7 protein-coding genes are annotated in these 8,692 nt (G+C 71.8%); 4 read left to right on the plus strand and 3 right to left on the minus strand.

Features of this window, described 5'->3' with window-relative positions:
• Positions 1-38 precede the first annotated feature (38 nt).
• The 3 genes from NH287_RS08955 (at position 39) to NH287_RS08965 (ending at position 3,546) form a co-directional block, all read left to right on the plus strand.
• On the plus strand, positions 39-1,400 hold the full coding sequence (locus NH287_RS08955; RefSeq protein ID WP_253035336.1) for an alpha/beta hydrolase: 1,362 nt from the start codon (positions 39-41) through the stop codon (positions 1,398-1,400).
• On the plus strand, positions 1,397-2,968 hold the full coding sequence (locus NH287_RS08960; RefSeq protein WP_253035337.1) for a GMC family oxidoreductase: 1,572 nt from the start codon (positions 1,397-1,399) through the stop codon (positions 2,966-2,968). Before NH287_RS08955 ends, NH287_RS08960 begins: the two co-directional genes overlap by 4 nt.
• 434 nt (positions 2,969-3,402) lie before the next feature.
• The gene (locus NH287_RS08965) at positions 3,403-3,546 is read left to right on the plus strand and encodes a hypothetical protein (protein ID WP_197471646.1); all 144 of its coding nucleotides are present in this window, start codon (positions 3,403-3,405) and stop codon (positions 3,544-3,546) included.
• A 17-nt stretch (positions 3,547-3,563) separates the two neighbouring features.
• Here the strand turns inward: NH287_RS08965 and NH287_RS08970 are convergent, their stop codons facing one another.
• The 3 genes from NH287_RS08970 to NH287_RS08980 all read right to left on the minus strand — a co-directional run bounded on the left by NH287_RS08970 (position 3,564) and on the right by NH287_RS08980 (position 6,946).
• The gene (locus tag NH287_RS08970; protein ID WP_253035338.1) at positions 3,564-5,381 is read right to left on the minus strand and encodes a hypothetical protein; all 1,818 of its coding nucleotides are present in this window, start codon (positions 5,379-5,381) and stop codon (positions 3,564-3,566) included.
• A gap of 54 nt (positions 5,382-5,435) precedes the next feature.
• Positions 5,436-6,587 carry an acyltransferase gene (locus NH287_RS08975; RefSeq protein WP_253035339.1) on the minus strand — a complete coding sequence of 384 codons (1,152 nt, stop codon included), beginning with the start codon at positions 6,585-6,587 and terminating at the stop codon, positions 5,436-5,438.
• Between the two features lie 188 nt (positions 6,588-6,775).
• Positions 6,776-6,946 carry a CsbD family protein gene (locus tag NH287_RS08980; RefSeq protein WP_064003284.1) on the minus strand — a complete coding sequence of 57 codons (171 nt, stop codon included), beginning with the start codon at positions 6,944-6,946 and terminating at the stop codon, positions 6,776-6,778.
• A gap of 183 nt (positions 6,947-7,129) precedes the next feature.
• On the opposite strand from NH287_RS08980, the gene NH287_RS08985 reads away from it, so the two are divergent.
• Positions 7,130-8,593, plus strand: a complete 1,464-nt coding sequence (locus NH287_RS08985; RefSeq protein WP_253035340.1) for a glutamate--cysteine ligase — start codon at positions 7,130-7,132, stop codon at positions 8,591-8,593.
• The last annotated feature ends 99 nt before the right edge of the window (positions 8,594-8,692 follow it).

The following is an 8,692-nucleotide window of genomic DNA, read 5'->3' on the forward strand; positions in this document are numbered from 1 at the left end:
CGTTCTGCAGAGGTGGGCGCCGTTCCTAGAGTGAGGCCGTGCCGAGCGCCCCCTCCCCCTCCCCCGAGTGCACCGTCTTCTTCCTGCCCGGGTTGGGGTTGGATGCCGCCGCTGCCGACGCGATCATCGCCGCCGCCGACCCGCGTCTGCGCATCGTCGGGATCGACCTGCTGGATCGCGGACGGGCGGCGTCGGTGGACGACCTGGCCGACACGGCGCTCGAGCGGATCGCGGCCGCGTCCGACGGCGGCCCGTTCCTCGTGTGCGGGCACAGCCTCGGCGGCAAGGTCGCCGCGCGCGTGATGGTCCGCGTGCTCGCGGGCACCGAGCCGGTGTTCGGGCTCGCGGGCGCCGTGCTGCTCGCCCCCTCTCCCCCGACGCCCGAGCCGATGCCCGACGACAAGCGCGCCGAGATGCTCGCGACGGCGCAGGGCGCGCACCTGTCGCGCGAGGATGCCGCGGCTTTCGTCGCCGCGAACGTCGCCGCCCCGCTCGCCCCCGAGGTGCACGAGGCCGCCGTCGACGCGGTCGTGCGACAGCCGGCATCCGCTTGGCGCGACTGGCTCACCGCGGGAAGCCTCGAGGACGCGACCGGGCTCGTGGGCGTGCTGGATCTGCCCGTGGTCGTCCTGGCGGGGACGGAGGACGACGCGCTCGGCGCCGATGCGCAGCCCGGGCTGATCGCCGACGTCTACCCCCGGGCGCGGGTCGAGCGGATGCCGGGGGTCGGCCACCTGCTGCCGTACGAGGCTCCCGAGCGGGTCGCCGCCGTGCTCGCCGAGCTCTGGGACGCGATCCGCACCACGGCGCCGACGGTCCCCGCGGAATGGGGTCGGGTGATCGCGTCATCGCGGGTCGACGTCGCGGTGCGGCGGACGCTCGCGCACCGCGCGATCGCGGATGATCCGCGTCGCGTGCCGCGCGCCCTCACCGACGCGCAGGTCGGGACCTTGCGCGAGCTCGCCGCACGGATCGTCCCGCAGCACGGCGCCGCCGTCGACCTGGCCGCGCGGATCGACGACATGCTCGCCGACGGCGGCGGCGACGGCTGGCGTCCGGCGGGCTCCCCCGTCGACACCGTCGCGTACGCGCGCGGGCTCGACGCGATCGCCGAGGTGTGGCCGAGCGACGCCGCCGAGCAGCGCGCGTTGATCACTCGGCTCATGACCGACGGGATGCCCGCGGCGGGTCTGGGGGCCGACGGCATCCGCTCGTGGTTCGAGGATGCGCGCAACGACATGCTGCGGATGTGGCTGTCGCACCCGGCATCGCTCGCACGGATCGGGTTCGACGCGTTCGCGATCGGCGGGACGGGTCCGCAACCCGTGGGGTGGTCGGAGATCTCCGCCGGCAGACGCGAGGCGTGGGAACCGGCCGAGCTCGGGGAGGGGGCGGCATGAGCGGCGATCGTCGCCGGGTGACCGACGCCCCCGGCATGCAGCGATTCGCGGCCGACGAGGTCGTCGACGTGGTCGTGGTGGGCACGGGCGCCGGCGGTGCTCCGCTGCTCGCACGGCTGGCGCAGGCGGGGCTGCGGGTCGTGGCGCTCGAGGCGGGGCCGGACTTCGCGCCCGCCGAGTTCACGCCCGACGAGCTGGATTCCACCAAGATCAACTGGATGTCGGACCGGCTGAGCGGCGGCGCCGATCCGACGGCGTTCGGGCCGAACAACAGCGGCTACGGGGTCGGCGGCAGCACGCTGCACTGGGGTGCGTTCACGCCGCGGCCCGATGCCCGCGACCTGCGGCTTCGTTCGGAGACCGGCGAGGGCCGGGATTGGCCGATCGATCATGCGGAGTTGATCCGCTACATCGAGCGGGTGGAGTCCGACATCGGGGTGAGCGGCCCCGCGCACTACCCGTGGGATCCGTCGCGCCGGTACGCCTATCCCCCGGTGCGCCGCAACGGGTCGTCCGACGTGATGATCCGCGGCTGCGACGCGCTCGGCATCACCGCGACCGACGGCCCTGCGGCGATCCTCACGCGCGACCGCGACCAGCCGCACTTCGGTGTGCGTCCGGCGACGGTCGACAACGGCGACATCCACCAGGGCGACCGGTTCGGCGCGAAGGCGACGACCGCGAACACGTACCTCCCCGCCGCGGTGGCGGCCGGTGCCGAGGTGCGCCCGGACGCATTCGTCCACGGGATCGAACGGGATGCCGCAGGCCGGGTGACCGCGGTCGTGTACCGCTCGGGCGGCGTCGAGCGGCGGCAGCGGTGCGCCGCGCTGGTGCTGGCGGCGGGCGGCGTGGAGACGCCGCGGCTGCTGCTGCACACCGGGGTCGGCAACGCGAGCGGCGTCGTGGGGCGGGGGTTCATGGCGCACGGCGGCGTGCAGGTGTGGGGCCGGTTCGACGAGCCGATCCGGGCATACCGGGGCTACCCGTCGTCGATCATCAGCGAGGACTTCGTGCGCCCCGCGGATGCCGACTTCTTGGGCGGGTACCTGCTGCAGAGCCTCGGCGTCATGCCGCTGAACTTCGGCACGCAGCTCGTGCGCGGCGCGGGGCTGTGGGGCGAGGAGCTCATGTCGGCGATCGACGAGTACCCGTACAGCGCGGGTGTCGGCATGAACGGCGAGTGCCTGCCCGACGATCGCAACGCGCTGACGCTGAGCGACGAACTCGCCGAGGACGGGATGCCGCGCGCCGAGATCTCGTTCTCGCAGGGAGAGAACGAGCGGGCCATCGACCGGCACGGTGCGGCCGTCATGGAGCGCATCCTGCGGGCGGCGGGGGCGCGCAGCACGCGGGTCACGCAGCGCTCGTGCCACACGCTCGGGACCGCGCGCATGAGCGACGACCCCGAGGACGGCGTCGTCGACGCATCCGGTCGTTCCCACGAGGTCGACAACCTCTGGATCTGCGACAACTCGACGTTCCCGAGCGCCCTGACCGCGAACCCGGCACTGACGCAGATGGCCCTGTCGCTGCGGACCGCCGACCTCATGCTCGCCGCGCGTTGAGGTCGGCCGGTCGCCGGCGTTCACGGATGCAACAGATCCGACCCGACACGCCGACCCCCGACCGCAGGATGCCGCGTGTCGCCCGGCATCCATTGCATCCGCGAACGGTGGGTCGCCCGCGCCGCGGGTGTTCACGGATGCAACAGATCCGACCCGACACGCCGACCCTCGACCGCAGGATGCCGCGTGTCGCCCGGCATCCATTGCATCCGCGAACGGTGGGTCGCCCGCACCGACCCGCGCCGCCGGCGTTCACGGATGCAACAGATCCGACCCGACACGCCGACCCCCGACCGCAGGATGCCGCGTGTCGCCCGGCATCCATTGCATCCGTGATCGCGGCAACGCGGCGCCACCCGCACCCACCCGCAGGGTCCCGTTAACGGCGACGAAATGCATGTGTGCGAATATGACCGCTCTGGGGGAGGAAACTGATGTCAGCTCGCTCGTCGACCCGTCGCCGTCGCAAACGGTCTGCTCCGAAGCCGCCGGGCCTGCCCCGGTGGGCGTATGCCGTGCTGGTCGTGGTCGCGCTCGGCGCGCTCGCGCTGGTCGTCGCGGCGCTGCTCGAGTACTGATCCCCGAGTACTGATCCTCAGCCGACGCGCGGCGCCCGCGGCGTCCACCACGGCCGCCGCACCGCCGGCGCGGCGGCTACGACCTCAGTGCTGAGCGGCACCGGCACCTCGAGCACGACGACGTCGTCGCGCTGGTAGATGCGCGACCCGACGCCGAGCACGTCGATGCCGCGGAGCTCGGGACCCACCGCGGGCCGGCGGTCGAGCACTCCGCGCGACCACGTGCGGACGAGCAGCGCACCGTCGACGACGTCGATCGACAGCCACACCTCCTTCGCCTCGGAGTGCTTGATCGCGTTGACGAACCCCTCGTTCACGACGGTCGCGACGCGGCGTGACAGCGCCGGGTCCTGCAGCGCGTCGACCGCCTCGGGCGAGATCTCGCTCGACACCCCGAGCACCGTCCGCCACGTCGCGACGAGCTCGAAGAGGTCCTCGTGCGCCCCCTGCAGGGTTCCCTCGAGCGCGACCGAATCCGTCTCGGCGATGAACGCGAGGATCGAGTCGAAGGCGGCATCCGTCTCTCGCCGGAACGTCTCGATGTCGTCGGGCGTGAGCTCCCACTCGTCGGCGGCCGCGGCGAACAGCACGCACCGTCCCTGCACCCGCCCGTGCAGCACGTGCGCCGCGTTCCGCAGCGGGCGGCGGGCCGACGCGGTCTTCGCGGTCAGGGTGCGGGCGACGAGGCTCAGCACCGCTTCGAGGCGATGGGCGCTGTCGGCGGCGCGGGCGATCGCGTCGGTGCACGCAGCGAGCGCGAGCGCGACGAGCGGCAGCGAGATGAGGGGCACGAAGCGGGTCGGATCGGCCGGTCCGAGGATGCCCCACGCGACCGCGGTCATCGCGACGCCGGCTGCGAGCCACACGCCGACGAGGATCCGTCCGCGTCGCGCGGGGGCCTTGCCGCGGGCGAGCCACCGGATGACGGCGTCGGCCGCGAGGGTCACCGGCGCTCCGGCGAGGATCGCGGCGAGCGCCGCCCACGGTCCGTTCGACTGATACGCGTACGGCACGGCGCCGACGAGGAAGACGAAGCCGGTGAGCAGGTACGGCGCGGGGCGGAGCATCGTCAACGCCGACCGGGACGGCGGCTCGATGGCGTGCTCACCGGTGCCGCCCTGGACGGCGCGCAGGTCGAGGCCGGCGCGTTCGTCGAGACGGTGGCTCGCGGTGCGCACCTCCTCGGAGTACGCGCGGACCGCGGCGAAGTCGATCGTGCCGGCGAGCATCTCGTCGCGGCGGCGACGCAGTCGCGAGACGAGCGGGGCGAGCTCGGCACGGTTCTCGGATTCGAACCGGGCGAGACGCCGGCGGCCGGCGGTGAGCGCCGCGATCGCCTCGGTGAGTCGCCGGCGCGAACCGCGGGTGAGCTCGATCGACCGCACCGTCATCGCGATGATCGACAGGCCGGCGAGCCAGACGAACACGTTCGACCCGATGCGTGCGCCGATCCCGTCGAAGTCGGGCACCCCGTCGTACAGCCCGACGTAGATGGCTTCGTTGACGAACGGGCGGATGCCGGCGGCCACCGCGACCGCGGTGAGGACGAGGATGCCGCGGTGCGACGCGCGGCGCAGTCGCCGCTCGGCGAGCGCGACCGGGACGAGCAGCACCGCGAGCGCCGCCCACCCCAAGAATCCGACGGACACGACGTGGGCCACCCCGGCGCCCTCGTCGATGTGCTGGAACGGGGCGAGGACCGTGACCGCGATGAGGATGCTGATCCACAGCGCCGCGGGCGAGAAGAAGGCACCGCTGGTCACGGCATCCCACCACACGTGAGCGCCGAGACCGATGCGTCGCCGAGCGACGGGTGCGGGATCTCCCCCGGCCATATTGCGTCTTTCCCCAGCGGGCCCGGGTCGGCCCGGCGTCAGTCTAGCGAGGGGTCAGGCGCGGTGCGCGTGGACGTCGGGCGCGATGGGCGCGTGCGGCTGCGGCCGCTTCTTCGTGCGCGCACGGACGAAGTCGCCGACGCGACGCGACAGCTTGTGGCTCGGGATCTCGACGATCTTGAAGAACACCCACGACAGCGGGATCGACAGGACGGCGCTGACGAGGGCGGCGATGCGCAGGTTCTGGTCGCCGAACAGGTGCGCCATCGAGATCACGACGGGCTCGTGCACGAGGTAGAGGCTGAACGAGATGAGCCCGAACCACTGCATGACGCGGCTCTCGAGGAAGCGGCGGAAGATCGGGACGACGATCGCGGCGATCACGGCGACGACGGCGCCGATGGTGGTGACCGCGTCGAACGGCTTCACGAGGAAGCGGAGCGACTCGAACGGGCGGATGAGCCACGGCGAGACGAGCAGGATGGGTGCGGCGAGGAGGAGCAGCGCCTGCGTGCCGCGGCTCGGCTTCCACGCGCGGATGGTCGGCAGCCAGGTGGCGATGACGACGCCGATGAGGAACATCGGCAGGTACACGAGCGCACGGTTGCCGAGGGTTGCCGAGACGCCGATGCCGACGACGGCGGCGATCGCGAGGATCCAGTTGTACCGGGCGAACCGGACGCCGAGGAAGACGAACACGGGCAGCAGGAACGAGAACGCGATCTCCCACTGCAGCGACCAGAGCGGGCTGACGAGGTCACCGGTGCCGAACAGCAGGGTCGCGTCGCCCCAGATCGCTTCGGGGCTGACGGGCTTGCTCGTGATGTCGAGCCAGGCGCTCTCCATGCCGCGGTCGCGCGGGATGATCAGCACCCAGCCGAGGTAGACGATGATCGCCGCCCAGACCGGCAGGTAGAGGCGCAGGAGTCGCTGCGGGTAGTAGCCGACCCATGAGAAGTCGCGGCCCTGCTTGAGCACGGGCAGCGTGAGCACGACACCGCTCAGGACGAAGAAGATGAAGACCGCGCCCGCGCCGTCCCAGAAGATGTGCAGCGGGCTGTAGGCGAGCAGCTCGGGAAGGCCGTTCTCGGCGCGGCCCTTGAGATAGGGCTCCGCGAACAGCGGGAACGTCAGCATGATGTGGTGCACGAGGACGATGAGCGCGGCGAGTCCGCGCAGACCGTCGAGCGATGTCAGCCGTTTCATGTGTCTCCCGGGCGCCCGCCGACGGCCGTGGAGGGGGGAGTTCACGCGTCACGTCGGGGAAAACGTCGAGTGAAGTGTACGTGAACAGGTGTGGCGGGCCCCGGCATCCGTCTGTGAGTCGTCGGATGCGGGGTGGGATGCCGAACGCCCGGGTCCGTGGTGGGCCCGGGCGTTCGGTGGAGGGAGGCTTACTTGAACGCGTCCTTCACGTTCTCGCCGGCCTTCTTGAGGTTGGCCTCGGTCTGGTCCTGGTGGCCTTCGGCTTCGAGGCGCTCGTTGTCGCTCGCCTTGCCGGCGGCCTCCTTGCCCTTGCCGGTGAGGTCCTGTGCGGCGTTCTTGATCTTGTCGTCGAGTCCCATGATCTGGTCCTTCCGTCGATCTTTCCGGAAGCGGCGCGTTCCGGGACCACCCACGCTAGGCAGGCGCCGGATGCGAACCAACCCCTGGCTATTCGCGGCGTGATGGGTTAGCGCGTCATGGTCGACGGGGCGCGGGTTGTCAACGCCCCGGCGGGCGGCGGTGTCGCGACCTATCGTGGCGGGGTGGGAGAAGAAGTCGAGAGCCAGGAGATCACGGGCGCGGACCGCACCCTTCATCGCGAGAAGATCCGTCGCAACCTCGACGTGTTCGAGCGGATGCTGCGCGAGGCGCTCTTCGACACGGATGACCCGATGACGGGTCTCGAACTCGAGTTGAACCTCGTCGACGCCGTCGGTGACCCGGCGATGCGGAACGAGCAGGTGCTGCGGGCGATCGCGGACCCGGCGTTCGTGACGGAGCTGGGGCGTTTCAACGTGGAGATCAACGTCCCGCCGGCGAAGCTGCGCGAGGGCGGGCTGACGACGTTCGAGGAGGGTCTGCGCGAGCGGCTGAACGAGGCCGAGGCGCGGTCGGAGGACCTGGGTGCGCATCTGGTGATGATCGGCATCCTGCCCACGCTGGCGGAGCGGCACCTGAGCCGGAGCACGTTGAGCGCGGATTCGCGGTACGACCTGTTGAACGAGCAGGTGCTCGATGCGCGCGGCGAGGATCTGGCGATCTCGATCGCGGGGCCGGAGCGGCTGGAGACGACGGCGGACTCGATCGTGCCGGAGGCGGCGTGCACGAGTACGCAGTTCCATGTGCAGACGTCGCCGGCGCAGTTCGCGGCGTATTGGAACGCGTCGCAGGCGATCGCGGGGGCGCAGCTGGCGGTGGCGGCGAACTCGCCGTATCTGTTGGGGCGGGAGCTGTGGCGGGAGTCCCGCATCCCGCTGTTCGAGCAGGCGACCGACACGCGCAGCGAGGAGTTGAAGGCGCAGGGGGTGCGTCCGCGGGTGTGGTTCGGGGAGCGCTGGATCACGTCGGTGTTCGACCTGTTCGAGGAGAACGTGCGCTACTTCCCGGCGCTGCTGCCGATCGTCGACGATGAGGATCCGTTGGAGGTGCTCGAGGCGGGCGGTGTGCCGTCGCTGGCCGAGCTGAAGCTGCACAACGGCACGGTGTACCGCTGGAACCGTCCGGTGTACGACGTGGCCGACGGGATGCCGCATCTTCGCGTCGAGAACCGGATCCTTGCGGCGGGGCCGACGGTGGCGGACACGGTCGCGAACGCGGCGTTCTACTTCGGTCTGGTGCGTTCGCTCGCGGAGGATGAGCGGCCGGTGTGGTCGCGGATGCCGTTCGCGACGGCGCGCGAGAGCTTCCTCTCGGCGGCGCGCGACGGCATCGACGCGCGGCTGTCGTGGCCGGGTGTGGGCCACGTGCCGGCGACCGAGTTGGTGCGCGACACGCTGTTGCCGCTCGCCGCCGAGGGCCTGGACGCGTGGGGCGTGTCGGCTGCGGAGCGCGACCGGTATCTCGGGATCATCGAGGGGCGCTGCGCCGCGAAGACGAACGGTGCGGAGTGGTTCGCGAAGCGGATGCGGGCCCGCACCGGCATGGAACGCGCCGACGCCCTGCGCGCCACCCTTCTCGAGTACCGCGAGGCGATGCACACGAACGAGCCGGTCCACACCTGGTCGTAACCCGCACCGCAACCTCCGCCGCGCCTTGCACGTAGCCGCAGCCACGCCCCGCACGCAACCGCAGCCGTCGCCGCAGCCGCGCCCCGCACGCAACCGCAG

Origin of the sequence: Microbacterium sp. CnD16-F, from assembly GCF_024124465.1 — a bacterium.
GTDB lineage: Bacteria > Actinomycetota > Actinomycetes > Actinomycetales > Microbacteriaceae > Microbacterium > Microbacterium gawkjiense.